Annotated in this window: 18 protein-coding genes; 11 read left to right on the plus strand and 7 right to left on the minus strand. The window is 68.6% G+C overall.

Annotated features, from left to right (window positions below; genetic code table 11):
- Window positions 1-166: 166 nt before the first annotated feature.
- The 4 genes from AB5S17_RS09840 to AB5S17_RS09855 all read left to right on the plus strand — a co-directional run bounded on the left by AB5S17_RS09840 (window position 167) and on the right by AB5S17_RS09855 (window position 5,488).
- Window positions 167-1,303 carry an ABC transporter permease gene (locus AB5S17_RS09840; protein ID WP_369238722.1) on the plus strand — a complete coding sequence of 379 codons (1,137 nt, stop codon included), beginning with the start codon at window positions 167-169 and terminating at the stop codon, window positions 1,301-1,303.
- An 82-nt stretch (window positions 1,304-1,385) separates the two neighbouring features.
- The gene (locus tag AB5S17_RS09845) at window positions 1,386-2,168 is read left to right on the plus strand and encodes an ABC transporter ATP-binding protein (RefSeq protein WP_369239092.1); all 783 of its coding nucleotides are present in this window, start codon (window positions 1,386-1,388) and stop codon (window positions 2,166-2,168) included.
- Window positions 2,168-4,735, plus strand: coding sequence for an MlaD family protein (locus AB5S17_RS09850; protein WP_369238724.1), 2,568 nt, complete (start codon window positions 2,168-2,170; stop codon window positions 4,733-4,735). The genes AB5S17_RS09845 and AB5S17_RS09850 overlap by 1 nt, the downstream gene beginning before the upstream one ends.
- A 159-nt stretch (window positions 4,736-4,894) precedes the next feature.
- Window positions 4,895-5,488, plus strand: coding sequence for an ABC-type transport auxiliary lipoprotein family protein (locus AB5S17_RS09855; RefSeq protein ID WP_369238726.1), 594 nt, complete (start codon window positions 4,895-4,897; stop codon window positions 5,486-5,488).
- 471 nt (window positions 5,489-5,959) lie between these two features.
- Here the strand turns inward: AB5S17_RS09855 and AB5S17_RS09860 are convergent, their stop codons facing one another.
- Window positions 5,960-14,176: a hypothetical protein gene (locus tag AB5S17_RS09860; protein WP_369238728.1), complete on the minus strand. Its 8,217-nt coding sequence runs from the start codon at window positions 14,174-14,176 to the stop codon at window positions 5,960-5,962.
- 446 nt (window positions 14,177-14,622) lie between these two features.
- Between AB5S17_RS09860 and AB5S17_RS09865 the strand changes: the two genes are divergently transcribed.
- Together AB5S17_RS09865 and AB5S17_RS09870 are read left to right on the plus strand one after the other, a co-directional pair.
- Window positions 14,623-15,018, plus strand: coding sequence for an Hpt domain-containing protein (locus AB5S17_RS09865; RefSeq protein WP_369238730.1), 396 nt, complete (start codon window positions 14,623-14,625; stop codon window positions 15,016-15,018).
- A 195-nt stretch (window positions 15,019-15,213) separates the two neighbouring features.
- Window positions 15,214-15,534 (plus strand): 2Fe-2S iron-sulfur cluster-binding protein, encoded by a 321-nt coding sequence (locus AB5S17_RS09870; protein WP_369238732.1) that lies wholly within the window; start codon window positions 15,214-15,216, stop codon window positions 15,532-15,534.
- Between the two features lie 11 nt (window positions 15,535-15,545).
- Here AB5S17_RS09870 and AB5S17_RS09875 read toward each other — a convergent pair whose 3' ends face one another.
- On the minus strand, window positions 15,546-16,157 hold the full coding sequence (locus tag AB5S17_RS09875) for a DUF922 domain-containing Zn-dependent protease (RefSeq protein ID WP_369238734.1): 612 nt from the start codon (window positions 16,155-16,157) through the stop codon (window positions 15,546-15,548).
- A 155-nt stretch (window positions 16,158-16,312) separates the two neighbouring features.
- Between AB5S17_RS09875 and folP the strand changes: the two genes are divergently transcribed.
- The 3 genes from folP (at window position 16,313) to AB5S17_RS09890 (ending at window position 18,248) form a co-directional block, all read left to right on the plus strand.
- Window positions 16,313-17,173, plus strand: a complete 861-nt coding sequence (gene folP / locus AB5S17_RS09880; RefSeq protein WP_369238736.1) for a dihydropteroate synthase — start codon at window positions 16,313-16,315, stop codon at window positions 17,171-17,173.
- Window positions 17,170-17,694, plus strand: a complete 525-nt coding sequence (gene folK / locus AB5S17_RS09885; RefSeq protein ID WP_369238738.1) for a 2-amino-4-hydroxy-6-hydroxymethyldihydropteridine diphosphokinase — start codon at window positions 17,170-17,172, stop codon at window positions 17,692-17,694. Before folP ends, folK begins: the two co-directional genes overlap by 4 nt.
- Window positions 17,695-17,999: 305 nt before the next feature.
- Window positions 18,000-18,248 (plus strand): hypothetical protein, encoded by a 249-nt coding sequence (locus AB5S17_RS09890; protein WP_369238740.1) that lies wholly within the window; start codon window positions 18,000-18,002, stop codon window positions 18,246-18,248.
- Window positions 18,249-18,478: 230 nt separating this feature from the next.
- Here AB5S17_RS09890 and fumC read toward each other — a convergent pair whose 3' ends face one another.
- Window positions 18,479-19,867 (minus strand): class II fumarate hydratase, encoded by a 1,389-nt coding sequence (gene fumC / locus AB5S17_RS09895; protein WP_369238742.1) that lies wholly within the window; start codon window positions 19,865-19,867, stop codon window positions 18,479-18,481.
- Window positions 19,868-20,123: 256 nt separating this feature from the next.
- On the opposite strand from fumC, the gene AB5S17_RS09900 reads away from it, so the two are divergent.
- On the plus strand, window positions 20,124-20,345 hold the full coding sequence (locus AB5S17_RS09900) for a hypothetical protein (protein WP_369238744.1): 222 nt from the start codon (window positions 20,124-20,126) through the stop codon (window positions 20,343-20,345).
- Window positions 20,346-20,444: 99 nt separating this feature from the next.
- Here the strand turns inward: AB5S17_RS09900 and AB5S17_RS09905 are convergent, their stop codons facing one another.
- Window positions 20,445-21,107, minus strand: a complete 663-nt coding sequence (locus AB5S17_RS09905) for an OmpA family protein (RefSeq protein ID WP_369238746.1) — start codon at window positions 21,105-21,107, stop codon at window positions 20,445-20,447.
- 366 nt (window positions 21,108-21,473) lie between these two features.
- On the opposite strand from AB5S17_RS09905, the gene AB5S17_RS09910 reads away from it, so the two are divergent.
- Entirely contained in the window at window positions 21,474-22,574 is a 1,101-nt protein-coding gene (locus AB5S17_RS09910; RefSeq protein ID WP_369238748.1) for an esterase-like activity of phytase family protein, read from the plus strand.
- A gap of 61 nt (window positions 22,575-22,635) precedes the next feature.
- Here the strand turns inward: AB5S17_RS09910 and AB5S17_RS09915 are convergent, their stop codons facing one another.
- The 3 genes from AB5S17_RS09915 to AB5S17_RS09925 form a co-directional block, all read right to left on the minus strand.
- The gene (locus tag AB5S17_RS09915) at window positions 22,636-23,538 is read right to left on the minus strand and encodes an HNH endonuclease (RefSeq protein WP_369238750.1); all 903 of its coding nucleotides are present in this window, start codon (window positions 23,536-23,538) and stop codon (window positions 22,636-22,638) included.
- 119 nt (window positions 23,539-23,657) lie between these two features.
- A complete protein-coding gene (locus tag AB5S17_RS09920; RefSeq protein ID WP_369238752.1) occupies window positions 23,658-24,689 on the minus strand; it encodes an aspartate-semialdehyde dehydrogenase in 1,032 nt (343 codons plus the stop codon).
- A gap of 372 nt (window positions 24,690-25,061) precedes the next feature.
- Window positions 25,062-25,652: a hypothetical protein gene (locus AB5S17_RS09925; protein ID WP_369238754.1), complete on the minus strand. Its 591-nt coding sequence runs from the start codon at window positions 25,650-25,652 to the stop codon at window positions 25,062-25,064.
- Window positions 25,653-26,094: the final 442 nt, after the last annotated feature.

The following is a 26,094-nucleotide window of genomic DNA, read 5'->3' on the forward strand; positions in this document are numbered from 1 at the left end:
TTATCCGGTTAAGCATAAACCCGCCTGAAGCGGGAGATCCGCCTCTCGCCTTAAGCGCCGGTCGGCGCTGATGAATTCTCCAGTGTCCGGAGCGCCGGAAAGGACGAATCGAAAGCCGATGCTCGACGCCGCCACCGAACAGTCAGAGGAAGACGGGCGCCGGCGCGTGGCGAGGCCCGTCCTCGAAGGCGAGAACCAGGACGGCTCCGTGCGCCTGCACGCCTCCGGCGACTGGCTGGCGCGCACCGTCGGGCAGGTCGAGAAGCTTCTGAGCGACACCAGCCATGCCGAGCTCGGCCAGAGCGTCGTGATCGACTGCGCCGGGGTCGGGCGGATCGACACCGCCGGCGCCTTCGTCCTGGAACGGCTCCTGCGCGACATCGGGGCGGCCGGGCGCCAGGCGCGGCTGGAAGGCGTCCATCGCCAGGACGAGGCCCTGTTCTCCGCCGTGCGCCAGGCGATGGACCGCGAGCGGCCGGCCACGCGGCGCCATCGGCACAATCCGATCCTGGTCTTCTTCGAGCGGGTTGGGGCCGGCGTCTTCGGCATCAAGGACGAAGCCGTCGGCTTCCTCAACATCATCGGCGGTGCGATCTACGGCGCGGGGCGGCGCCTCAGCGGCCGCACTCAGCTTCGTCCCGCGGCGATCTTCAACCAGGTCGACCAGATGGGCCTGCGGGCCGTGCCGATCATCACGCTGATCAGCTTCCTCGTCGGCGGCATCATCGCCCAGCAGGGCGCCTTCCAGCTGCGGCGCTTCGGCGGCGAGGTGTATGCGGTCAACCTGATCGGCATTCTGGTGCTGCGCGAACTGGGCGTGCTGCTGACCGCGATCATGGTCGCCGGCCGCACCGGGAGCGCCGTCACCGCCGAGATCGGCTCGATGAAGATGCGCGAGGAGATCGACGCGCTGCACGTCATCGGGCTCAACCCGATCGGCGTCCTGATCTTCCCCCGGCTGGTGGCGCTGACGATCGCGCTGCCGCTCCTGACAATCCTTTCCAACCTCGCCGCGATTGCCGGCGGCATGCTGACCCTCAGGGTCTATTCCGGCATCTCGATGGGCAGCTTCCTGACGGGGCTGCAGAACTCCGTCGATCTCACCACAATCCTCGTCGGACTGATCAAGGCGCCGTTCATGGCGATCGTCATCGGCCTCGTCGCGGCCGCCGAGGGCATGAAGGTCGGCGGCAGCGCCGAAAGCCTCGGCCTGCGCGTCACCGCCTCGGTGGTCAAGTCGATCTTCCTCGTCATCGTCATGGACGGAATTTTCGCGGTTTTCTATGCCTCCATCGGACTCTGAGACCCTCGCCCAGGCCCCGGTTCAGGGACGGGCGACCGGCCGGCGGTCGGCTGCCGGAAGGCAGGGAAGCGATGACGACGTCATCATCCGTGTCCGGGACGTCACCGTGCGCTTCGGCGAGAAGGCGATCCTGGAAAACCTCTCGCTCGACGTGCGCAGCGGCGAGATCCTCGGCTTCGTCGGCCCGTCCGGCGCCGGCAAGTCCGTGCTCCTGCGCACCATCCTCGGCCTCAACGCCAAACAGGCCGGCACGATCGAGGTATTCGGGGTCGACTACGACAAGGCGACCGACAGCCAGCGCCTGGCGGTCGAGCGGCGCTGGGGCGTCCTGTTCCAGCAGGGGGCGCTGTTCTCCTCGCTGACGGTGCTCGAGAACATCGAAGTGCCGATGCGCGAATATCTCGACCTGTCGCCGAAGCTGATGCACGAGCTGGCGCGGCTGAAGATCGACCTCGTCGGGCTCGCCCCGGACGCGGCGGAGAAATATCCCTCAGAACTCTCAGGCGGCATGATCAAGCGCGCGGCGCTGGCCAGAGCGCTGGCGCTGGACCCCGAGATCGTCTTCCTCGATGAGCCGACCTCCGGCCTCGATCCGATCGGCGCGGCCGATTTCGATCAGTTGATCATGACGCTCCGAGACACGCTCGGCCTCGGCGTGTACATGGTCACGCACGATCTCGACAGCCTGTTTCAGGCCTGCGACCGCATCGCGGTCCTCGGCGACCGCAAGGTGCTGGTGGAAGGGCCGCTGTCGAAGATGCTGAGCTTCGATCACCCCTGGGTGAAATCGTATTTCCACGGCAAGCGCGCCCGCACCATCGTGCAGGACGAGGAGCCGTCGTCCGGTCTTGTGGGAGCCAAGTGATGGAAACCAGAGCCAACTACGTCCGCGTCGGAATCTTCACCCTCGTCGTGCTCGCGCTGGCGGTGGGTTTCGTCTACTGGTCGGTCTTCTCGGCCAGCGGCTCGTCGCGGGTTCCGCTGCTCGTGCGCATCGAGGGCTCGGTCTCCGGCCTGCAGCAGGGCAGCCAGGTTCTGTTCAACGGCCTTCCCGTCGGCCAGGTGACCTCGCTGCGCCTCGATCCGAACAATCCGAAGGTGGTGGTCGCGACGACGGAAGTCGATCCGGGCATTCCGATCAAGGACTCCACCCAGGCGAATATCGGCTTCCAGGGCCTCACCGGCGTCGGCTTCATCGAGCTGAAGGGCGGTAACGTCGACCAGCCGAACATCATCCAGGTCGCCCGCGAGCAGGGCGTCGTGCCGATCATCAAGGCCAATCCGTCCGACGTGACGGACATCCTGGCGACGGCCAGAGACATCGCCGACCGCGCCAACAACATCCTCGGCCAGTTCCAGACGATCGTCGACGCCGTCGGGCCGTCGGTGAAGACGACGGCCGACAACATCACCAAGACGTCCCAGCATGTCGAGACGGTGACGGCGGCGCTCTCCGCCAAGACCGGCGAGATCGATTCCTTCCTCAACAGCCTCGGCCAGGTGGCCGACAGCGCCAAGACGGTCGCCCAGGCCCTGCCGGGCGCGATCGGCGACGCCCGCAACATCCTGCAGGCGGTCGACCCGACGTCGGTCAAGCGCACCGTCGACAACGTCGCCTCGATCTCCGACACGCTGCGCAAGGAGTCCGGCAATGTGGCCGATGTCGTGGAGTCGGTGAAGACGGCGGCGAACAGCGTCGGCGAGGTCGGCAAGGTGATCTCGCGCAACACCGACGGCATCGATCATTTCCTCAATAGCCTCGGCCCGCTGTCCGACACCGCGACGCAGGTGGCGGGGCGGCTCGACACGACCCTCCAGTCGGCGAACCAGCTCGTCGCGGCGGTCGATCCGAAGGAGGTGGAGTCGACGCTCAAGGGCATCTCGACCACCGCGCAGAACGTCGCCGATCTCACGACCAGCATCGGGTCGCAGAAGGAGGCGATCAATTCGGCGATCTCCGGCGCCTCGCACGCCGTGCAGAACGTCAACCAGATCACCACGACCGTCGCCCAGCGCAGCGGCGACATCGACAAGCTCCTGAAGAACCTCGCGCCGCTGTCCGAGACGGCGACCCGGGTCGCCGGCAATCTCGACACCGCCGTCCAGTCGGCGAACAGGCTGGTCACGGCGGTCGATCCCGCGAAGGTCTCTTCGGCCGTCGACGGCTTCTCCTCGGCGGCGACGGACGTCTCCGGCCTGACGAAGAACATCGCCGCGCAGCAGGGCACGATCGACGCGGCGATCTCCTCGGCCGCCAACGCGGCGCAGAATGTGGACCGCATCACCCAGACGGTGGCGAAGAACAACGACTCGGTCGACAAGCTGCTCGCCAATCTCGGCCCGATCTCCGACAATGTCGGCCAGGCGAGCGCCAAGCTGAACCAGACGCTCGACACGGCGAACCAGGCGATCGGCTCGGCCAACCAGGTCGTCGCGGCGGTCGATCCGAAGCAGGTCAAGGCGACGCTCGACAACGTCTCGTCGGCGACGGCCGACGTGAAGTCGCTGACGGACACGCTCGGTGCGCAGAAGGAGGCGATCAATTCGGCGATCTCTGGCGCCTCGCATACGATCCAGAACGTCAACCAGATCACCACGACCGTCGCCCAGCACAATGGCGACGTCGACAAGCTGCTCGCGAGCCTCGGCCCGATCTCCGACAATGTCGGTCAGGCCAGCGCGAAGCTGAACCAGACGCTGGATTCGGCGCAAGGGCTCGTGAACTCGGTCAACACGGACAAGATCAACAACGTCATCGACAACGTTCAGGGGATCACGGCGGCGGTGAACGCCAAGTCGCCGCAGGTGCAGTCGATCATCGACGGCGTCGACAAGACGGTCCGCACCCTCAACACGGCGATCGACGGCTTCTCCGAGACGCGGGCGCAGGTCGACACGCTGCTGGCCAGCATCGACCCGGGCAAGGTCAACCGTGCGGTCGACAACGTCTCGGCGGCGACCGACAACGTCGCCAAGGCGGCGGATTCCATCGCCGGCGTCGCCGACTCGATCGGTCAGCACAAGCAGGACATCAACGACACGCTGGCCAACGCCAAGGCGATCAGCGCAACCCTGCGGGAGGCCTCGAAGCGGGTCGACAGCGTGCTCGCCTCGCTGAACACGACACTCGCCGGCTCCGGCGACGGGACGTCGCTCGGCGCCGACGTCGCCTCCGCGGCCCGCGCCGTGCGCACCGCGGCGAATTCGATCAATGCGGCCTCCAATTCGCTGCAGGCCGAGATCAAGCCGATCGCGGCGAACATCCAGCAGTTCTCGGGACAGGGGCTGAAGGAAGTGCAGTCGCTCGCCTCGAATGTCAGCCAGTCGGTCAGCCGCATCCAGGACGCGATCACCAGCTTCTCGAACGACCCGAGCCGGCTGATCTATGGCGGCGATCAGGTGAAGCAGTTCAATGGTCGCACACGTCACTGATGACGGCGGATCCGCAGGGGCGCCGTGACTGCGGCCCTGCGGCTACGCGCGCGCGGAATTGTCCGGAGCGCGTGGGGCGGGCTGCAGCGCGGCATTGACAGTCGCAGTTGCGGATGCAAGCAAACCAGACGGGGATTCAGGAGCTTGGGGACATTGCATATGATGCGCGACACGACCCGGCCGGTGCTGGCGGCCCTGGCGGCGCTCGCCCTGTCTTCCTGCTCGACCAGCACGCCGAAGGACACGTTCGAGATCTCGTCGCCGCCGGTCCAGGCCGCCGTCCCAGGCCGTAGCCACAAGCAGGTGCTGATCCCCGAGCCGACCGCGATCAAGACGATCGACTCGGACAATATCGTCGTGAAGCCGACGCCCTATTCGGTCGAATATCTCGCCAACAGCCAGTGGGGCGACCGGCTGCCCCGCATGGTGCAGCTGCGCATGCTGCAGGCCTTCGAGAACACCGGCCGGATCGGCGCCGTCGGCGTGCCCGGGCAGGGGCTCGCCATCGACTACCAGCTGGTCATGGAAATCCGGAAGTTCGAGATCGACGCCGTCGGCGGCGCCTCGCAGGCGCAGGTCGAGATCTCGGTCAAGGCGCTGAACGACCGCAACGGCACGGTTCGCGCCACGCGCGTCTTCGACGCCAGCGCGCCGGTCTCCGGCACGGCCAACGGCGACTATGTCGCGGCGCTGAACAGCGCCTTCGACCAGACGTCGAAACAGATCGTCGCCTGGACGCTGCAACTGATCTAAACTCCCTCGCGCCGCCGTTTGAGAGGATCTCGGCGGCTTCGCGTCCCTCTGACGGTTTCAGGCGAAGCAGCCGAGAGCGGCGGCCGCCGGTTCATCCGCGGCCGGACGCGTTCCCCGTAACGGTTGGCAAGCGCGCCCCGGCCTGACGACGGCGCTTCCGGTCCCGCGTCGAGACCGCAGCGGCGCCGGCGCTTCGGCGGCATGAACGCGGGTGCTGCGGCAGACCGGATGCGTCGCCATCCTCATCCGTCGGTGCGAATGCTGCTCGAGGCCCATGCGCCCGAGCAGCCCGAAGCCGGGCCGCCTCCGCAGATCCGTCACTTCCATCCGCTCGCCGTCAGGCCCGGCAGCCGGCACCGGGCCACCCGCCCATATTCTCGGCATTCCGGATTCGAGCGAGGCGCCTCTCGACAGCAGAACGGGAGCGGCCGCCGCGGCAGCCGCTCCCGTTCTCCATTCGTCCCTCGGGCCTCAGCTGTCGAAACGGCCGGAGGCGTGCGCCAGCATGGTATAGACCTTGCCGGTGTCGGAGGAGAGGTAGTTCCGCGTCATCCGGCTCTCCGGGTCGTTCTTCGCGATATCCGACAACAGCGTCTCGAAGTCCGCGATATAGCGGTCCACCGCCTCACGGAACTCGGTGTCGCGCTGATACTTGCGGCGGATCTCGTCGAAGGTCTGCTGACCCTTGATGGTGTAGAGCCGGCGCGTGAAGACGTTGCGCTCGCCCTGGCGATAGCGGTCCCACAGCTCGACCGCGGCGTTGTGATCGATCGCCCGGGCGATGTCGACCGACAGCGAGTTGAGCGAGTCGACCACCTGGTCGGCCGAGCGGTCCACGGGAACCGGGGCACGCGCGGCCGGGGCGGTCGGGACCGTCGCCTCGTCCTCTTCTTCGGAGGCGCGGCGGAGGAGGTCGGAGACCCAGCCGCCGCCGGAGCGTCCGCCACTGGACGCCGGTGCCTGCGGCTGAGGCGCACGGGCCGGAGCCGACGGCCGCAGCGGCGATGTCGCGGAGGACGCCGCGCCGGAGGCCGGACGCGGGGTTTCGCTGCGGCCGGTCGGCACGGCCGGCGTCGCTTCGCCACGCGGCGTCGTCGTCGGCTGCTGCGCCGGACCGCGGGGCGGCTCGTAGCTGGAGCCGCGGAGATCCCGGGCGAGGTTGCCGTCGGTCATGAAGGACGCCGCGATCTCCTGCTCGAAGTCGGAACTCTCCCCTTCGGTGAAGTTCAGGTCAGGCGCAGGGGCGGCCGGCTGCGGCTGCGGCTCCGGACGGCGCTGCGACGCGGCGGCCGTGGCCGCGGTCGTGGGCCGCTGCGCCGTGCGGCGATCGCCGACGTCGAAGGCCCGGCCGGACTGCGACACGATGTCGGAGAGGTCGCGCAGCGCACGGATCTGGTCCGACACCGCCCGGCGCATCGCCTCGGTCGAGTTGCGGGTCTCCTCCGGCAGTTCGAAGACGCCGCGCTTGATCTCGCCGCGCGCCGCTTCCAGCTCCTTGCGGATGTCGGCAGCGGTGCGGCGCATCTCCTCCGTGGCACCCTCGAAGCGCTTCGTGGCCTCCTCGACGGCCGACTCGACCGCCTGACGCATCGCCTCGGCCGCGGCACGCGAGCGCTCCTCGGCGCCCTGCATCTTCTCGTCCGCCGCACCGAGCGAGCCGGCGACGTCGGTCGACAGGCGCTCGGACAGCAGGCGCGAACGCTGCTCGGTACGATCGAACAGGCCTTCGATCACCTCCTGGAAGGAGCGCATCATCGCCCCGATCTCTTCGCCGCGCTGGACGAGGCCGGCCGACAGTTCGTCGAGCCCGCTGTGGCCGCCTTCCAGCACGGAGCGAAGGCCGGTTTCGCGCGCCTCCAGCAGCTCCACCGCCTCGGAGAGGACCGCGCCGTGCTCCTTGAAGCGGTCGGCCATGCCGGCCACCCGCGAGAAGGCGGCGGTCGAGAGCTTGTCCAGCCGCTCGACGTTCTGGTCGAGCAGTCGCGACGACAGCGAGATCGCGTTCGATGCCTGCTCGGCACCCTCGGCAAAGCGGGCACTGGTGTCCTGCAGCGCGCCGTCGATGGCGGTCAGGTTCGACGCCGTCTCGTCGACGAGGCCGCGCAGCGACCCCGATGTCTGCGACAGCCGGCCGATCAGCGCACCGATGTCCTTCTGCAGCTGGTCGCGCATCTCGGCGACCAGCGCCACGGCGCTGTGGGTCTTCTCGTCCAGCGAGCCGAGGATCTCGTCCGACGAGCGGTTGAGGCTGTCGATGGTCTCCTGGGCGCGCTGGGAGAGCGCCGCGACGAGTGCCGCGTTCTCGGCCCGCAGGCGCTCGGAAGCCTCCTGCGTGCTCGCCTGCAGGAGCCGTGCGAGCTCCATACCGCTATCGCCGAGCTCGGACAGCATCGGCCGCGCCTCCTCGTCGAGCAGGCGGGAGATGTCGGCGTTGCGTGCCGCCAGCATGCCGGCGAGATTGCGGGTCTTCTCCTCCAGATCCTCGCTCATCATCCGGGCACGGGTGGCGATCGCCCGTTCGGTCTCGTTCATCCGGTTGGCCAGGTCCTCGCCGGCCGCGCCGGCACTCTCCAGCAGCTGGTCGCGGGCCCGCTCGGTCTCCAGGCGGATCGAGTCGGAGATGGTCGCGAACTGGCCGGAGAGGTCGCTGCCGCGCGCCATGATCTCGTCGCGGGCGGCGTCGGCGTCGCGCAGCAGCATCTGCGAGGCCTCGGAGACCTCGCCGCGCAGCTGCGACGTGACCGACAGCACTTCGTCGCGCAGCGAGGCGGACGCACCGGCGAGTTCCTGGCGAATGCGGTCGGTGGCGCTGTCGATGTCCTGGCTGACCGGGTTGGCCGCCAGAAGATCGGAGAGCCGCTGCGCGACCGCCGCGATCTCCTCCTGGAAGTGCCGGGCACGCTCTTCGAGGCCGGACGCGAGCTTCTCGGTCTCGCCGCGAAGCTGGTAGGAGGCGCCGGAGAGCCGGCGCGAGAAGCCATCGGTGTTCTCGCGCAGTGATGCCTGCGCCGTCTCCGTCAGTTCCCGCATGCGGGCGACGGTCGCCTCCAGCTCGCTCGCCATCGTGCCGGCGTCGGCGGCGAAGCGGCCGCGGCTGTCGTCGCCGATCGCCAGCAGCCGTTCCCCGGCCTCGCTGATCCGGGCGGCGAAGCTCTCTGTGTTGCGCTCGAACTCGCCGGCGACCGCCGCCGAGATTCCGGAGAGCGTGTCGACCAGCGCCATGCGCTGCTCGGAGAGCTGCTCGCGCACGCCCGACGCCTCGCCGCGGATCTCGCTGGACAGGCGGGCGATCTCGCTCGCCAGGGACTCCGCCTCGGTGGCGAAGCGCGAACGCGACTCCTCCGACAAGGAGCGGATGACCTCGGTCGCGCCGGTGATGTTCTCGGCGATCCGGCCGCCTTCGCCGGTGATCCGCGAGCCGGCCTCCTCGGCGCGGCGCGCGAGCTCGTCGGCGAGGCCCGACAGGCGTTCCGCAAGCCGGTCGGCTTCCGAGGCGATGCGCTGCTGCGCCTTTTCGCCGGCCTCGCCGAACAGCTGCTCGATGCCGGAGACGCTCTCGGTGACCTTGCGGGTCTCGGCTTCCAGTCCTTCGCGCGCCCGGCCCGCCTCTTCGCTCATCGCGGCGCTGGCCGCGGCGATGGCGTTGCGCAGCGAGTCGGCGATCATCGCCGTGCGGTTGTTCAGCGTGCGCTCGACATTGCCGAGGCCGCGGTCGAGGGCGGAGGAGATCGCCTCGGTGCGCTGGTCGAGCGCGCCGATGAGGTTCGACGAGCCGCCTTCCAGCGCCGCGACGAGGTCGAGGCGTCGGGTTTCGAAGGAGGTCGACACGTCGCCGACGGTCTGCTCGATCGTCCGGCGCACGTCGTCGGCCCGGTCTTCCAAGGTCGCGGCAGCGGTGCGGACGGCCTCGTCGACCAGCGAGGCGAGGCTGTCGCGCCGCTCGTCGAACGCGGTGGCGAGCTTGAGGTCGGCTTCCAGCAGCGCGTCGGACAGGCTGGCGATGCGCTCCTCGATGGTCGCGGCGATCGCGGTGCGCGCCGTGTCGATCTGGTTGCCGATCTCCGCGGTGCGGGCGTCGAAGCTCGCGAGGAGCGAGCCCTCGGACCCGTCGACCAGGCCGCGAATGGCGGTGAGGCGCTCGTCGAGCCCGTCGACCAGGATGGCGCGCGCTTCCTCGATGATTGCGCGCAGCGTCGCGGTGCGGCCGTCGAGGCTTTCGCCGACGCGGCTGACATGCTCCGAGATTTCGCTGGCGATCGCCTGGGTGCGCTGGTCGAGATCCGACAGAAGGCCGCTGCGGCCGCCGTCGATCGCCGACCGGATCCCCTCGAGGCGGCTGTCGAGGCCGGACTCCAGCGACCCCTGGGCCTCCGTCGCGGCGCTGCGGAAGCGGGCGACCCGCTCGTCGAGGCCTTCGACCACCAGGCCGAGGGCATGCTCGATCGCCGCCAGCTGCGCGCCGGCATTGATCGAGATCTCCGTGCCGAAGCTCTGCGTGCGCTCGTCCATTTCCGAGCGCAGACGCTCGGTCTCCTGATCGACGCTGCCGACGATCGCGCGGCGGGCCTCCTCGACCGTTCCGCCGAGCGCCGAAACGCGGGCGGACAGGTCCTCGGCGATCCGCTCCACGATCCCGTCGAAGCTGCCGGAGACGCCCGAGATGCGCTCGTCGAGCGAGGCGGCAAGCCGGGCCTCGACGCCTTCCGACATGAGCCGGATCGCGTCGGTGCGCTCCTCCAGCATCGCCCGGATCGCGTCGTGGCGCGAGGACAGGCCGGCGAGGAGCTGGTCCTGCGTGTTCGAAAGCAGCGTCTCGCTGGCGGTGATGCGGTCGGCGAGGCCGACGGTCAGCGCGTTGCCGCGCTCGTCGATGGCGCCGACCATCCGGTTCGCCTGTTCCTCCAGGCCGCCGACGAAGCGGGCCGAGCCGACCTCGATCATCTCGCGGAAGTCGTGGCTCCGCTCCGCGAGCAGGCTGGCGATCGCCGCGATGCGCTGGTCGAGCCCGTTGATCAGATCGTCCTGCGAGCCGGAGACGGTGGCGGCGATCGCGGCGCGGCGCTCTTCGAGCAGGGCCGCGAGCGCGGCACCGCGTTCGTCGACGCTCTCGGCGAGCGAGGTCTCGATCGAGCCGACGATGGCCTGCAGCTGGGCGATGCGATCGTCGACGGCGCCGGCGAGCGCGCGGCCCTTCTCCTCCACGTCGCCGGTGAGGAGCTGCTGAGCCCGCTCGACGGACGCCTCGAGCCGTTCGCCCTGGCCGGAGAGGCTTCCGACGATGGCGGCGATGCGGTCGTCGAAGCTGGCGTTGAACCCGTCGGCCGCCCGGCCGAGGATGACCTCGATCTCGTCGCGGCGCTCGGTGAGCAAGGTCTGCAGGCGCTCGGAGACCTGCTGGACCGCGGACTCGATCTCCGATGCGCGTCCCGTCAGCGCCTCGACACGGCTGTCGCTGGCGAGATCGAGCGCCAGCAGACGGTCGTCGAGCGTGCCCGAGAGCGTATGGGTGCGCTCGTTCATCATCGCGTCGAAGCTCGCGAGCCGCTCGTCGAACAGCGTGCGCAGTTCGTCCGAGCGCGTCTCCAGCGTCTTGTGGGCGAGCGTGACCGCGTCGCTGGTGCGTTCGGAGAGGTCGGTCCGGCCGTTCTCGAAGGCCGCGATGATCTCGCGGGTCCGATCCGCCAGCGCCTGCGCGAAGTCGCGCGACCGGTCGGCGATGACCGCGGCGATGCGGTCGGTCGAGACCTCGATCGCATTCGTGCGGCTGTCGATGGTTTCGACGAGGGCGCTGCCGCGATCACCGAGCGCTGCGTCGATCGCCGCGATCCGCTGGTCGAGCCCGCCGAGCGTGCGCTCGTTGGTCTCCGAGAGCAGCGCCTCGATGCGCTGCGTCCGCTCGCCGAGGCCGGTCTCGACGGAATCGAGCAGCCGCGTCGAGGTCTCGTCCAGACGGTTCTGGCGCGCGTCGAGGTTGTCGGTGAGCCGGCCGAAGAAGTCCTGATTGCGCGAGCCGAGGGCGGCGAGCCGCTCCTCGAAGGCCGCGTCGAGGCTTGCCAGGAAGGTCTGGCCCTCGACCGAGAAGCTCATCGAGCGGTCGTCCAGCGCCGCCGTCAGATCGGCGAGGAACTTGTCGCTCGACTGGGCGAAGCTGTCGCCGCGGGCGGCGAGCAGGCCGGACACGGCATCGCCTGAGGCGACGACGCGGCGCTGCAGGTCGTCGCCGATCGCGGTCAGGCGCTCGGCCATCTCGCCCGAGCGGGCGTCCAGCGTCTCGCTCTGTTCGCGGAAGGCGGTGAGGAGATGCCCGCTGCGCGTCTCGAAGTCCTGCGACAGGGCGGCGGTGCGCTCTTCCAGCTGGCGCCCGGCGGCATCGCCGGCCACCGTCAGCCGCTCGGCGGCTTCGCTGGCGCTCTGGCCGATGCGGGCGAGCAGCGTTTCGGCATTCGACGCGACGTCGGCGTGCAGTCCCTGCGTACTTTCGCGGAAGAGTTCGATGAGTTCGCCGCTGCGGCCACGGAAGGCGTCGGCAAGCGCCGCGACCCGCTGCTCGAGCTGCGCCGTCGTGCTGTCACCGGTCTCGGCCAGCCGGCCCGCGGCCAGCTCGCTCGCCTCGGACAGCCGCGCGACCAGCGTCTCGCTGCGGTCGGAGATCGTGGCGCCGAGCGCCTGGCTGCGCTCGTCGAAGAGCTTGACGAGGTCGGCGCTGCGGGCCTCGAAGTCCTGGGACAGGCCGGAGCTGCGCTCGTCAAGCTGCCGGGCGACATCGTCGCCGGCCATGGTGAGGCGCAGCGCCGCGTCGCCGGCGCTCTCCGAGATGCGGGCGAGCAGGCTCTCGCCATTGCCGAGGATCGCAGAGTTGAGCGCCTGGCTGCGCTCGTCGAACAGCGTCACCAGCTTTCCGCTGCGCGCGCTGAAGTCCTCCGCGAGGGTGGAGGAGCGTTCCTCGAAGGTCTGGCCGGCGCTGTCCGCCGCCGCCTCGAGACGGGCCGCCGCGCTCTCGGCGGCGAAAACGATGTCGGCCACCAGCGCTTCGCCGCGGCCGCCGACGGTGTCGCTCAGCGCCTGGGCCCGGGTCTCGAACAGGCTGATCAGTTCGCCGCTGCGGGTCTCGAAGTCCTGCGACAGGCGGCCGGTGCGGTCCTCCAGCCGCTCGGCGACGGTGTCGCCGGCGGCAGTGATGCGCTGCGTCGCCTCGCCGGCGCTGTCGGTGATCCGGGCCGCCAGCGCGTCGCCGTTCTCGCTTAGCATCGTGTTGAGCGCCTGGCTGCGCTCGCTGAAGAGCTGGAACAGGGCGTCGCTGCGCGCCTTGAAATCGTCGGAGAGTCGGCCGGTGCGCTCGTCGATGCGCTGGGCGACCCCGTCGCCGATGCCGGTCAGCCGCTCGCTCGCCTCCTCGGCGCTCTGCGTCAGCCGGGCGATCAGCGCCTCGCCGCTCTCGGCCAGGCTCGCATGGACGGCGCGGCTGCGCTCGTCGAAGAGGGTCGACAGCTGCTCGTTGCGCGCGTCGAACTCGCTCGCGAGCGTCTCGCCGCGCTCTTCCAGGAGACGGGCGAACCGCTTCGAGGCGTCCTCGATGCGCTGCAGGATGTGCTCGGACGCCTGGTCGACGTCCTCCACCAGCCGCTGATGCGAGCCGACGACGGAGGAGCGAAGCCGCTCGGCATGCGACAACATCGCCTCGCGCTCGGAGCCGAGATCCTGCACGAGCGTGCGGATCTTGACCTCGTTGTCGGCATAGGCGCGCTCCAGCGCGCCGACCTCGTCGCGCACGAGGCTCTCGAGGTCCGACGTGCGCGACAGCGCGCGTTCGACACCCTCGCCGAGGGCGGAGACCTCGCGGCGGATCGCCTGGCCGACGCTCATCACGCGCTCGGTGGCGATGCTCTCCGGCTCGGCGAGGCGCAGGGCGACTTCGGCCATCGAGCGGCTCATCAGCCTGAGGTCCGCCGAGCGGCGCATCATCACCGCGAAGGCGAAGATCAGAAGGACGGGAAGGACGGCCACGGCGGCGAGCGTCAGCACCTCGCTCTGGCGCAGCGGATCGCTCCATTCGGCCGAAAGGGTGGCGAAGTCGGTCCCGTAGAGGCCATAGGCCATGAAGCTGACGAAGCCGAGCCAGGCGACCGAAACAATCAGCGCGACCCAGAGCGGCGTCTTCGAGGCGCGGCGGCTGAGCAGCGCTTCGGCCATGACGGCGAAGCGGCGCTCCTCGTCGTTTGCCGGCGCCTGTGCGTAGGCGCGCGCCGTCTCGCTGTTGGCAAAGCCGCGCGGCGCCTCGCTCGCCGGTGCTTCGCCGGTGGCGCCCGCAGTCCGCGGTTCGGCATCGGCCGCCGAATCGCGATTTCTCCCGGGGGCCGACGCATTGGCGGCGTCGCCCGGGCGATCGGCACCCGCTGCCGGCTCTGTGGCTGACGCCGCCGTCGCAGGCGCGTCCTCGCTCCGCAGTTCTCCGGCGGTCTCGCTGATCTGGCGCTCGAAATCATCGAGCGAGAAGGCGAGTTCGGTCGCCTCGACGCTGGCGGGCGCTTCCAGATGACCGGTCGCCTCGGCGAGCGGCGTATCGGCATCCTGCCTCTCGCCCTGTGGCGCGGTCGACTCGGCTTCCGCCTCGAAGTCGGCGCGAAGGGCTTCCTCGAGCTCGTTGACCGCGTCTTCGGAAAGCTGGTCGAAGGGTTTGGTCTTGGACATCGCCGTCGCGCCTCGATACTCGTTACAACCGGCCGGTTCGGCCCTTGGACCCCGGGGCGCCTTCCGGCATCCCGTCGCCCGGAGCGGCCTCTCCCCGCGTGGACAGCCGCCGCCAGGCCGTCCGGGGTCGCGCCGCCCGCGGTTTCGCACTCTGAATGGTAGTTAGCGGACCCATCGAAAGAAACCGTAAAACCGCGCGATCCCTACAAGTTTAAACATAAGGTTAACAGCGTCCGGAAAAATGCGCCGATTTTTGCCCTGTTGCCTGTGTGCCCGCGCTTCCCGGGACGGCGACAGCGCAGGCGCGATGCGGCAACGGCCCGACTTCGGCATCCCATCTTAACGCTTTCCAAAGGCTGTCGGTAGACGATCGGCAGAGGGATTGGCGAGATCGCGTCCCGGGCGGGAAACGGACCGCGGCGGTGAGTCCGGGCGTGGAGACAAGGATGGCGCGACTTCTCAAGGCGGCAAGCGGGTCCGGGGGCGAGCCGGCTGCGCCTTCCGGAGGGAACGACGGGGACTGCCCCTCGCGGCAGCGGCCGATCGACCTCGTCCATCTCGCTCGCCAGACCGCCGGCGACCGCACGCTGGAAGTCGAGGTGCTGGGGCTTCTGATTCGCCAGATCGAGCTCGTCGGGCGGCGTCTGGACGATTCCGGCGTCGAGGAGAGCCGTCAGATCGCCCATGCCCTGAAGGGTTCGGCCCGCAATGTCGGTGCCTTCCGACTGGCCGATGCCGCCGGTCGATTCGAGCAGCGACTGGCGGACCCGGTCGCGCTCTCGGAGCTGAGGCGCGAGCTCGCTGCCGCTGCCGCCTTCGCCAGGACGCTCTCGCTGAGCTGAGCCGACGGCCGGTCCGCCCGAGCGGCGACGTGGTGCCGACGCGGCTGCGCCATTGACTTTCGGCCGAGCCCGCTCCTAACAGGCTCGGCATCGGCCGGCCGCGCGCCCAGTGCACTGTCCGATCCCGCAAGAGCTCCGGCGGCTTCGCGCGCTCGCCGGCGTTCCGGAACGCTTGAAGCCGAGGTCCGCGCCCGCATGACCAAGATCACCTTCGTTACCCAGGACGGAAGCCGCTACGACATCGACGCGGCGAATGGCACGACGGCGATGGAGAACGCCGTGAAGAACGATGTGCCGGGGATCGAGGCCGAGTGCGGCGGCGCCTGTGCCTGCGCGACCTGTCATGTCTATGTCGACCAGGCGTGGATGGAGGCGGTCGGCGAGCCGGAGCCGATGGAAGAGGACATGCTCGACTTCGCCTATGAGCCGCAGCCGAATTCGCGCCTGTCCTGCCAGATCAGGATCCGGCCCGAACTCGACGGCCTGGTGGTGACGGTTCCCGAGCGCCAGGCCTGATCCGGGCCGCCTTACCGCGCCGCCTGCTCCTCCGCCGCCCGGTTGAGCGCCCGGCGCAGCCGCATACTGACCTCGCGCCCTTCGATCTCGTCGAACTGGACCTGCGCATCGGCATGCCAAGCGAGGTAGCGGCTGGTCACACGCCCGACCGCGGCTTCCATCGCCGCACAGCTGGAACGCGGCGCAAGATTGCGGATCGCCATCTCCATCCGCGTCGCCCACTGCTTGGCGATCGCCGAGTGCCGGCCTTCGTGGCGCACGATGTCCGCGGCCAGCGTGTTCCAGATCAGCCGGGTCCGGGCGGATGCGCCCGCTGGTGGCGTCCACTTCGGCAGGGTCGTCTTCAGGCCGAGGGTGATGCCGACGCGGTTGACCGCGCAGCCCTCGGGAACGTGCTTGTAGGTGATCTTGCCGCCGAAGCTGATCTCGGTCGCGCCGGGGTGGTGCAGGCCGGTATCGGCGAGGAACGGGCCGCGCCGGCTGAGGTCGCGGTCGAGATCCTGCAGCGTGGTGCCGTGCACGGCGAAATAGGTCGTCTGCTCCTTGATCGACGCAGCGTCCGCCGTGCCTGCGCCGAGCCCTGCGAGCGCGGCGGCGAGGGCGAGAGGAAGGAGACCGAGCATCGTCCGCATCGCGCGCACCCTTTGCGAGCCAGAGCCGAGTCTTCGAAGGGTAGCCGATCGGCGGAACGAAACAAGCCGGGGCGGCCGCCTGGCTTGTGAGCGTCGTGCCGAAGGGTTACCGAAAGGCGTCGACGGACCGATCGGACGGAGGACCCATGGACGTGATCCAGCCGCGCGGCGGCACATGGCGGCTGGCGCATGGCCGCAGCATCGAGCTCGGCGAAGTCGCCTGCATCATGGGCATCCTCAACGCGACCCCGGACAGCTTCTCCGACGGCGGCCGCTATGCCAGCGTGGACGCCGCCGTGGCGGAATCTCTGAAGATGGTGGAGGAGGGCGCGACGATCGTCGACATCGGCGGCGAGTCGACCCGGCCGGGCGCGACGCCCGTCGACGCCGCCGAGGAGCAGCGGCGGATCATGCCGGTGATCGAGGAGCTCGCCCGCCGCGCCGACTGCATCATCTCCGTCGACACCTATCGCTCGGAGACCGCACGCATGGCGGTCGAGGCGGGCGCGCACATCGTCAACGACGTCTGGGGCGCGCAGAAGGACCCGGCGATCGCGCGCGTCGCGGCGGAGACCGGGGCAGGGCTCTGCCTGATGCACAACGGCCGCGAGCGCCAGACGCAGCCGGACGTCATCGAGGATCAGTTCCTGTTCCTGCGACGCTCGCTTGAGATCGCAAGGGAGGCGGGCGTCGCCGACGAGGCGATCGTCCTCGACCCCGGCTTCGGCTTCGCCAAGGACGGGCCGGAGAACATGATCCTCATCGCGCGCCTCGCCGAGGTGATGGCGCTCGGCTTTCCCCTGCTCGTCGGCACCTCGCGCAAGCGCTTCGTGCGCAGCGCCAGCGGCAGCGACGGGCCGGTCTCCGACATCGCCACGGCCGCGACCAGCGTCTTGATGCGCGAACGCGGCGCCGACATCTTCCGCGTCCACAACGTCGCCGCCAACCGCGACGCGCTCCGGATCGCCGACGCGATGCGCCGGGCGATGAAGGGCGAGCGCTGGTGAGCGCCGTCGCCTTCCTCGGCCTCGGCGGCAATATCGGCGATCCCGCCGCGACCATGGCTGCGGCGCTCCGCGAGATCGACGCGCGCGACGACACCGCGGTGACGGCGGTGTCGCGGCTTTACCGCACGCCCCCCTGGGGCAAGACCGACCAGCCCTGGTTCTTCAATGCCTGCGCCCGGGTGGAGACCAACCTGTCGCCGCGGGACCTCCTCGCCCTCTGCCTCGACACCGAGCGCCGCTTCAAGCGGGAGCGCAAGGAGCGCTGGGGCCCCCGGACGATCGACCTCGACGTCCTCGACTACGACGGACGCACCTACCAGGACGAGGCGCTGATCCTGCCGCATCCGCGCATTGCCGAGCGGGCGTTCGTGCTGGTGCCGCTCGCCGACATCGCGCCGGATCTCCTCGTCGGCGACACACGGGTCTCCGACGGAGCTGCGGGGATCGACCGGGCCGGCATCGAGGCGGCGAGCGAGGACGGCAGCTGGTGGCGGCAGGCCGAGCCGCATCGCCCGACATAGTCGCCTCCGGTCGAGCGCCGCAACGACGGGCAGCCGCTCTCGGGCGGCCTCGGTGGGGCATGTCGGGCGGCAGGGCATGCGCCCGGCAAGCCGCGCAATCGTCAGCCAGCCGAACATTGTCGGTTGCGCAAACTTGCAACAGATGCAACCGAATCGCTGCGGCAATGGCGGCATTTCGCTCAACTGCGCCTCGTCTTCGCCCTGACCGGCCCGGGAGCCGCTTGACACCGGCCAAGCCAATTTCCCTAGTGAGCAGGTGGACGCGATCCTCCGGGTCGCGGTTGTCTCTGACTGCGGAGAGCAGCGTGATCGAAGCGGGAGCATGCGCCGAAGCCCCCGATGCGGCGGAGGGCAGGTCGCTGGACACCTGGCGGCGGGAGCTGGAGCGCCTGGTCCGGCAGGCCGGTCGCGACGCGCACATGCCGCGCTCCGCCTGCGGCCACGCCGTCGAGCTGATCGAAATGCTCTGGCCGGATCTCGTCGAGCTGTTCGCGCGCAAGCCCGATCGGTTGCATTCCAACTGGGGCAATGTCGTCGCGTTCCGGCGCGCGTGACCGGCTGAGAGGGCTCCCGCGAGCCATCCTCCGCATCGGCCTTCCTGCCTCGTCGATGCAATGTCAGCGCCGCGGGCGATTTCGGTTGCCGTTCGATTGCTGAGCTTGCTGCAGCGGCGTGACCTTGCGGCTGGTCCTTACCAGCGCCTGCGTCGCCGGAAGCGCCAGTTGGGCGGCACCTGTGGCGCCGCCCGTCGATCTCCCCGCTTCTTGGAGCCTGGCAAGTCGGCTCAGTTCGGCGCGATCATCGTCTTCGGGTCGACGATGCGGTCGTAGTCCTCGCCCGAGACGAGGCCGGAGGCGATCGCTTCCTCGCGCAGCGTCGTGCCGTTCTTGTGCGCCGTCTTGGCGATCTTCGCCGCATTGTCGTAGCCGATCGTCGGCGCCAGCGCCGTCACCAGCATCAGCGACTGCTCCATCAGGCTGCGGATGCGCTCCTCGTTCGCCTCGATGCCGTCGACGCAGTGTTCGGCGAAGCTCTCCATGCCGTCCGCGAGCAGCCGGATCGAGGAGAGAACGGCGTTGGCGATCACCGGCTTGAAGACGTTCAGCTCGAACTGTCCCTGGCTGGCGGCGACGGTGACCGTCGTCGCATGGCCGAAGACCTCGCAGGCGACCATGGTCAGCGCCTCGGCCTGCGTCGGGTTGACCTTGCCGGGCATGATCGACGAGCCGGGCTCGTTCGCCGGCAGGTTCAATTCGCCGAGGCCGGAGCGTGGGCCGGAGCCGAGGAAGCGGATGTCGTTGGCGATTTTGAAGAGGTCGGCGGCGAGCGCGTTCAGCGCGCCGTGGAAGAAGGCGAGGGCTCCGTGCGAGGCGAGCGCCTCGAACTTGTTCGTCGCGGTGCGGAAGGGCGCGCCGGTGAGCGAGGCGATCTCCGCGGCGATGTCGGTGTCGAAGCCGATCGGCGCGTTGAGGCCGGTGCCGACGGCAGTGCCGCCCTGCGCGAGGGCATAGACGCCGTCCAGCGCGTCCGAGACGCGCTTCTTCGACAGCTCCAGCGCCGCGGCATAGCCGGAGAACTCCTGGCCGAGCGTCACCGGCGTCGCGTCCTGGGTATGGGTGCGGCCGATCTTGATGATGTCCGCGAACTCCCTTGCCTTGGCGTCGAGCGCGGCTTGCAGGCGGTCGAGCGCCGGCAGGAGACGCTGCTTCGCCTCGAGCACGGTCGCGACGTGCATCGCGGTCGGGAAGACGTCGTTCGACGACTGGCTCATATTGACGTGGTCGTTCGGATGGACCGGCTTCTTCGAGCCCATCGTCCCGCCCAGCATCTCGATCGCCCGGTTCGAGATCACCTCGTTGACGTTCATGTTGGTCTGGGTGCCCGAACCCGTCTGGTAGACGACCAGCGGGAAGTGGTCGTCGAGCTTGCCGGCGATGATCTCGTCGGCCGCCTTCTCGATCGCGTCGGCGATCTCCTGCGGCAGCCGGCCCTTGCTGGCGCTGACGCGCGCCGCCGCCTTCTTGATCGTCGCGAGGGCATGGATGAGGGGCAGCGGCTGGCGGTCGGTGCCGATCTTGAAGTTGTTGCGCGAGCGCTCGGTCTGGGCGCCCCAGTAGCGGTCGCTGGAAACCTCGATGGAGCCGATGGAATCGGTCTCGGTCCGTGTCGTCATGGACGTGCCTTTCTCGGAGTGATCTGACGCTGGCCTGCTCTAGCGGGGCGCCAGCGGGATCGGAAGAGGCGGGATAGCGGTAAAATCGGTTTAGGCGACTTGCCGCGGCAGGTCTTCGCGTGACGGGATCGGCTTGCCTCCCGGCGCTGCAAGCAACGCGGCAGGAATTCTGGCGAACAGCCCTTGCCCGGTCAGGTCCGGCGACCAGATCTCATGAAATAGGGGCAATGCGTTGCCGAACAGTGGAGACGAGGAAATGCAGGCGAAAGCAGTCGTTCGTTCGGGACTTTTGGTTGTGCTTGGCGTGTCGCTCGCAGCGGCCGCAGGCTGTACGCGGACGGAGCGGACGCTGGCCGGCGCCGGCATCGGTGGCGCCAGCGGCGCGGTGATCGGCAATGCCGTCGCCGGCAGCGGCGGGGCGATCGTCGGTGGTGTCGGCGGTGCCGTCGTCGGCGGCGCCGTGGGACACAACTACTGAGGTCAGCCCCCTCGGGTGAAAGTCATGAAAAAGCCGGCCGCGTCCTTTCGGGCGCGGCCGGCTCTTTTGTTCTGGCGGTCCGTGGGTGACGGCTTGGCGTCAGCCGGCACGCAGCGGCGAGATCGCGATCTCGACGCGGCGGTTCTGGGCGCGGCCGGCCTCGGTCGCGTTCGACGCGATGGGGCGGCTCTCGCCGAAGCCCTGCTCGTTGAGCCGCCGCGGATCGACGCCCTGGCTGGCGAGGAAGGCGCCGACCGACTGGGCGCGCTCCTGCGACAGCTGCAGGTTATGCGCATCCGAACCGGTGCTGTCGGTGTGGCCGTAGACGTCGACGATCGACCGGTCGTATTCCTTCAGGACCAGCGCGACGGAGTGCAGCGTCGGATAGAAGGCCGGCAGGATCGACGCCTGGTCCGTCGGGAAGGTGATGTTCGAGGGCATATTGAGGATGATCTGGTCGCCATTGCGGGTGACCGAGACGCCGGTGCCGCGCAGCTGCTCGCGCAGCTTGGCTTCCTGGTTGTCCATATAGGCGCCGATCCCGGCACCGCCGATCAGGCCGACGCCCGCGCCGAGCAGCGCCGCGCGGCCCGCATCGACGCCCGCGGCGCGCCCGATGAGATAGCCGGCGCCGGCGCCGAGGCCCGCGCCGAGCCCGGCGCCGCCGACGGTGTTGGAAAGCTTGGCTTCGCCCGTATAGGGATCGGTGGTGCAGCCGGCAAGGGCGGTGCTGAATGCGAGGGCGAGGGCGAGTTTCTTCATCGTTGTCCAGCCTTTGGGTGCGGGCGTTCGGCGCCCGCTTTCGTGTCCTTCACGGATGGCCGATAGACAGCACAAACGGCTGGATTAGGGCTTGTGGGAAGGGCTGCGGATTTGCCCGCGACTGTTGCCGGGCGGCATCAGCGATGGCCCGGCGCCCGTCGATCCGCGCGGTGTCCTCCGGTCATCCTGCGATCGTCTGTTTCTGCGGGCCTAGCGTTCGTCTCACCCCGCATCGGCTGCGTATTTCCGCTACCGTACCGTCCCGCCGCCCGACTCTCGCGCGACCGGCCGAAGGAACCGCCCGTCATCACCCTGTCAGCGCTGGGCGCGAGAACGGATGTCCTCACGATCAGAAGGCCAATCGCCATGCCGACCGCTCCTCTCATTTCGGCGACCGCCGCCCTTGCCCTTGTGCTCGCCTTCGGGCCGCCCGCGCTGGCCGCCGACGCCGCCCCCCTGCCGGCGCCGACCTATCGCGGCGAGATCGTCATCCCGACGGGGCTGAAGATCGCCCGGACCGAGTTCGGCGGCATCTCCGGCCTCGACTACGACCCGGACAACCAGACCTATTACGCAATCTCCGACGACCGCTCCGAAAAGGCGCCGGCGCGGATTTACGAGCTGAAGCTCAAACTCTCGGACAAGGGCATCCCCGGCTTCGACATCGCCAAGACCGACACGCTGACGGACCTCGACGGCAAGCCGTTTAAGTCCGGCGGCGTCGATCCCGAGGCGATCCGTGTCGACGAAAAGCGCCAGCAGATCTACTGGTCGAGCGAGGGCGACGCGTCGGGCAGGCCGCAGATCTTTGTCGCCAGCATGGACGGCCAGGCGAAGAAGACCTTCGATCTGCCGGACGCCTTCATCCCGAACGCTTCGGGCACGCGCGGCATCCATCCGAACCTCGCCTTCGAGGGTCTGGCGATCTCGCCGGATGGCAGGACGCTCTATGCGATGACCGAGAACGCGCTCGTCCAGGACGGCGACAAGGCGACCTTCGACGCCGGCAGCAAGTCGCGGCTGCTGACGATCGATCTCGACACCGGCAAGCCCGGCGCCGAATATGTCTACGAGACCGACAAGATCCCGTTCCGCCCGAAGCAGATCGGCGGCGCCGACAACGGCGTCAGCGAGATGCTGACGCTGGACGAGAACCACCTGATCACCGTCGAGCGATCCTATCTCGCCGGCGTCGGCAACCACATCGCCTTCTACGTCGTCACCCTCGGCGGCGCCGACGACGTCTCCGGCCTGGCCTCGATCGCGGGCGCGAAGCCGCTGCAGAAGACGCTGTGGTTCAAGATCGACGAGGGCGACTTCGGCGGCCTCGACATCGACAACATCGAATGCCTGACATGGGGCCCGGACATCGGCGGCGAACGCTCCATCGTCATCGCGTCGGACAACAATTTCAGCCGCCACCAGATGAGCCAGTTCGTGCTGTTCACCGTGCCGAAGGGGGAGTGAAGAGGAAGACGCACCTGGTATCAGGAAAGCGAGGAAGACCGGCGCGTGATGCCCCGCATGCTCACGCTTTGAAGCAGTGGTCGCGATGCCAAGCCAGAAACTGAGGAAGCGGCCTGGCCGCAGGATGATCTGGCACGTTCGCTCGGAGCGATCGGTTCAGCAATGCCTCTATCGCCTCCCGATCGTTCACCTGTCGGGAGATTATGATTTCGAGGTCATCAGTCAGACCGACAAGTCCTCGATCGAACATCCAGTGGACCGTGCCCGACAGTGCGATGCCGTTCCCGACAACGTCCGGACCACCTTGATCCACCGGCCGAATATGCGCGGCTTCAACCTCGGCCCGGCCGCCGCCGTTGACGAGCTTTAGGCTGGTCAATGCGCAACGCGAGTCATAGGCCTTCAGGACGAGGCGTCTGAACACTCGGTCACGATAGACGCGGGACACCAGCAGACGCTCACGCTCGCTATTGGCTTGTACGAGATAGGGAGCTTGTTCTTCCTCGAAGCCATCGACAGACCCGTTAGCGCCGAGCCGTGGTAGAAAGCCGTCGTCAGCTGGTAGCCCCAACGATACGATTCGAGCGAAATCCGTTGCCGCGAGAGGGCGAACTGCAGCCTGCGCCCGTCCCGAAATTTTTCCGTCGCCGTTAAGAAGGCCGCGTTCGATCGGTTCTCCCTCAGAAACATTGAACGCAACCGGGTTGACGAAATCCAGATAGCTGCCGGCCTCGATCAGCGCGAAAAACATTCCCGCGTGTGCCGGGTCTCCAACGACTCGCTCGACGCGAGCCACGGCGAAGTAGCCCCGCGTCGCGAGGATCTTTCGAGGCTCGTAATAGACGATCCAGTCACCAACGCATGCCTGGACCCGGCTCAGATACTGCTTTGGAAAATGATATCGCTCGGCCGGCGTGTCGTCGTAGATCGAGTCGAATCGATGGATGAAAACGCCGAAGGCCATACAACGATCGATAAACCAAGATCGGCAACTACAACACTATGATTGACAGGCACTGGCGGCGCAATTGCCGCCAGCTGCCTCCACTCGCCAAGCCGATGGCCGGATCGAAGCAGTGCTTCCTACGCCGCGCGGCTCTGCTTCAGCAGCCCGCGGTTGACCAGCAGCTCGGCGATCTGCACGGCGTTCAGCGCCGCGCCCTTGCGCAGGTTGTCGGAGACGACCCAGATGTTCAGCCCGTTGTCGACGGTCTGGTCCTCGCGGATGCGGGAGATGTAGGTCGCGTCCTCGCCGGCGGACTCGTAGGGGGTGATGTAGCCGCCGTCCTCGCGCTTGTCGATGACGAGGCAGCCCGGCGCCTCGCGCAGGATCTCGCGCGCCTCCTCGGCGGTGATCTCCTTCTCGAACTCGATGTTTACTGCCTCGGAATGGCCGATGAAGACCGGCACGCGCACCGCGGTGCAGGTGACCTTGATCTTCGGGTCGAGCATCTTCTTCGTCTCGGCCATCACCTTCCACTCTTCCTTGGTGGAGCCGTCCTCCATGAAGACGTCGATGTGGGGGATGACGTTGAAGGCGATGCGCTTGGTGAACTTCTTCTTCTCCACCTCGTCTGCGACGAAGACCGCGCGCGACTGGGTGAAGAGCTCGTCCATGCCTTCCTTGCCGGCGCCGGAGACCGACTGGTAGGTCGAGACGACGACGCGCTTGATGGTCGCGGCGTCGTGCAGCGGCTTCAGCGCGACGACGAGCTGCGCCGTCGAGCAGTTCGGGTTGGCGATGATGTTCTTCTTGGTGAAGCCGGAGACCGCGTCGGCGTTCACTTCCGGCACGATCAGGGGGACGTCGGCGTCGTAGCGCCAGGCCGAGGAGTTGTCGATGACGACGCAGCCCTGCGCGGCGATCTTCGGCGAGAAGTCCTTGGAGACGTTGCCGCCGGCCGACATCAGGCAGATGTCGGTGCCGGCGAAGTCGTAGCCCTCGAGCGCCTTCACCTTCAGCGTCTTGTCGCCGAAGGAGACCTCGGTGCCCTGGCTGCGCCGCGAGGCGAGCGCGACGACCTCGTCGGCCGGAAACCCGCGCTCGGCGAGGATGTCCAGCATCTCGCGCCCGACATTGCCGGTGGCGCCGACGACGGCGACCTTGTAACCCATGGGATCGACCCTTCGCTCTCCCCACCGTTCGATGTGCACGCTCGTCTTCCGCCCCGGGGGAGACAAGCGGGGCAGACGGCGTCAGATCGTCGACGTTTTAATGGTGGAGCGCGCGGTCATGGCGCCGCATATGCGCGGAACGCGGCGCGATGTCAATGTTCGCGCGCGCCTCGCATCGCTCGTCCCTCGGGCCCGCACCGCCAGGCGGCGGGGGCGCCCGCGCGAAGCGATCCCCTCGGAGGTGAGAGGGGATCGCCCGCGGCCGGAGCCCGCGCTTCGGCGGGAGCAACCGCCGGATCAAGGGGGAGAGATCGGCGCAACCTCCGGGCCGAGCCGGCACCGCATCGCGGTGCCGGCGATCCGTGACGCGGATTACTGCGACTGGCCGTTCTGGCCGTTCTGCATCGCGTCGTTCAGCGACGCGCTCGGGTTGTTGTTGCAGTAATCGAGGGCCGTCTGCATCTGGCTGTTCGCGCCGGCCGCGCTGCCCGAGCCCGTCGCCGACGCCGTGTTCGTTCCGGACGTGCCGCCAGTCGAGCCGGACATGCCCGCGCTGCTGTTGCTGAGGCCGGTCGCGCTCGAACCGGCGGAGTTGGAGGCCATCGAAGAGCCGCCGCTGGCCGCCGTTCCGGACGTGCCGGAGCCGCTGGCCGTGCCGGCGACGCCGGCATTGCCGCCGGTGGTGGAGCCGGTGGTCATGCCGCCGGACGAGTTGCCCATGTTGCCGGACGAGCCGGTGCCCATCGTGCCGCTCGTGCCCATGCCGGCATTCGCCTGGTTCCAGGCCTGCTGCTGGTCCTGCTGGTTCATCTTCGAGAAGTCGCTGCAGGTCACGCCGCCATTGCCACCGCTCTGCATCGCGGTGGAATTGGTGGAGTTCGTGGACGTCGAGCCGCTCTGGGCGAGGGCGGGAAAGGCCAGGGCGCTGGCGGCGATGGCGATTGGAAGGATGTAGCGTTTCATCGGTGGTCTCCGGTTTCGAGTTCCGCTTTTGCGGTACCACCGAGCTAAGCCGCTGGGTCCGGAGAACAACGCATCTGCTTGATCGGACGAAGATATTAAAGCATTGGAGGGCACGGAAATTCGGGCGACGAGAAAGTTGTATCGTCCACGGGCGAAGTAAACGTCCGGGCAGGCCAGAATTTCCGTGGTCCGGCAGGCAACATTGACGGGCGAGATCTGCCGCAGCGACGCTCCGACGGGCCAAGAGCCGGCGGGGGAGGGCGCTGCCGCGAAGGGCCCGCCCCATCGGACGGTTCAGCCGCCTGTCGAGCCGCAATGGGCAGACAAGACGAAGGCGGCCGACCCGTCCGGATCGGCCGCCTGTCCGTGTTGAGCTCCTTCCGGTTGAAGCGGTTCTGGCGCCCGCTCCCGTTGCCGGTCAGGCGCGACGCGGCATCGGGTG

Source organism: Jiella sp. M17.18, assembly GCF_041027365.1.
Lineage (GTDB): Bacteria > Pseudomonadota > Alphaproteobacteria > Rhizobiales > Rhizobiaceae > VKMB-3413.

Coding starts and splice junctions, on each gene's coding strand:
- AB5S17_RS09900 (WP_369238744.1), top strand. CDS start 20,124: ATGCAGGCGAAAGCAGTCGTTCGTTCGGGACTTTTGGTTGTGCTTGGC.
- AB5S17_RS09870 (WP_369238732.1), top strand. CDS start 15,214: ATGACCAAGATCACCTTCGTTACCCAGGACGGAAGCCGCTACGACATC.
- AB5S17_RS09855 (WP_369238726.1), top strand. CDS start 4,895: ATGATGCGCGACACGACCCGGCCGGTGCTGGCGGCCCTGGCGGCGCTC.
- AB5S17_RS09915 (WP_369238750.1), bottom strand. CDS start 23,538: ATGGCCTTCGGCGTTTTCATCCATCGATTCGACTCGATCTACGACGAC.
- AB5S17_RS09905 (WP_369238746.1), bottom strand. CDS start 21,107: ATGAAGAAACTCGCCCTCGCCCTCGCATTCAGCACCGCCCTTGCCGGC.
- AB5S17_RS09910 (WP_369238748.1), top strand. CDS start 21,474: ATGCCGACCGCTCCTCTCATTTCGGCGACCGCCGCCCTTGCCCTTGTG.
- AB5S17_RS09860 (WP_369238728.1), bottom strand. CDS start 14,176: ATGTCCAAGACCAAACCCTTCGACCAGCTTTCCGAAGACGCGGTCAAC.
- AB5S17_RS09850 (WP_369238724.1), top strand. CDS start 2,168: ATGGAAACCAGAGCCAACTACGTCCGCGTCGGAATCTTCACCCTCGTC.
- folP (WP_369238736.1), top strand. CDS start 16,313: ATGGACGTGATCCAGCCGCGCGGCGGCACATGGCGGCTGGCGCATGGC.
- AB5S17_RS09865 (WP_369238730.1), top strand. CDS start 14,623: ATGGCGCGACTTCTCAAGGCGGCAAGCGGGTCCGGGGGCGAGCCGGCT.
- fumC (WP_369238742.1), bottom strand. CDS start 19,867: ATGACGACACGGACCGAGACCGATTCCATCGGCTCCATCGAGGTTTCC.
- AB5S17_RS09875 (WP_369238734.1), bottom strand. CDS start 16,157: ATGCTCGGTCTCCTTCCTCTCGCCCTCGCCGCCGCGCTCGCAGGGCTC.
- AB5S17_RS09925 (WP_369238754.1), bottom strand. CDS start 25,652: ATGAAACGCTACATCCTTCCAATCGCCATCGCCGCCAGCGCCCTGGCC.
- AB5S17_RS09920 (WP_369238752.1), bottom strand. CDS start 24,689: ATGGGTTACAAGGTCGCCGTCGTCGGCGCCACCGGCAATGTCGGGCGC.